This is a genomic window from Dokdonia ponticola (genome assembly GCF_042653865.1).
Lineage (GTDB): Bacteria > Bacteroidota > Bacteroidia > Flavobacteriales > Flavobacteriaceae > Dokdonia > Dokdonia ponticola.
In genome coordinates, this window is the sequence record NZ_JBHSFV010000054.1 from 1 (window position 1) to 720 (window position 720).

1 protein-coding gene is annotated in these 720 nt (G+C 28.6%); it reads left to right on the forward strand.

The window, feature by feature from the left end; translation table 11 throughout:
• Positions 1-536: 536 nt before the first annotated feature.
• On the forward strand, positions 537-720 hold a 184-nt coding region (locus ACFO3O_RS22585), incomplete at its 3' end, for a hypothetical protein (RefSeq protein WP_379983075.1).

Genomic DNA, 720 nt, shown 5'->3' on the forward strand with positions numbered 1-720 from the left:
TACCTCTCTCCATTGTTCAACATTTCTGATTTTTATTCGTGCCATAATTGTTAGACGTATTTTATTTTATAATGTTACAAATATGTAACTTTTGTAAATCTAACATTTTATTTTGACTTTTAAAAATATTATTCAAAAAATAAAAAGACAGTATTGATTAGTGTCAATCCCAAAGGATAGAGGTTAAATGAAAATACCGTATTTACAAGCGAAACAACGTTACACGTGTAACGTTGTTTCGTTGTTTTTAGTATTGGATGCGATCAAATTCAATAGTAGGCACAATAATTATGTAGAAAATTAGTTGTACATATATGTAACAAATGAATATTTATTCGTATGTTTATAACGCGTTTAGCGTCACATTGCCTTGTGTTATCTCTAATAAATAGGAACAGTGTAACGTTACGTGTAACGTTTATTTCGCTAGTAATGTGTGATTTAAAATAAAAACAACGTTACACGTGTAACGTTGTTTTAGGGAAATTGGGTACTAATATCTAATGTTAGAATTAGATTAAAAAGGAATCAAATATATGGAATTAAACTGTAAACAATGTGGAACATTCTTTATTCAAAGAAATAAAAGACAAGTATATTGCTCTGCTAAATGTAGAACAAAAGCCTGTAGAGTTCGTCACAATAAAGGCAAGCTAAGTGAACTTGTTAAAGAAGAACCCTCAAATAAATCCATAAATAATATGGATTTACTCACAGCTT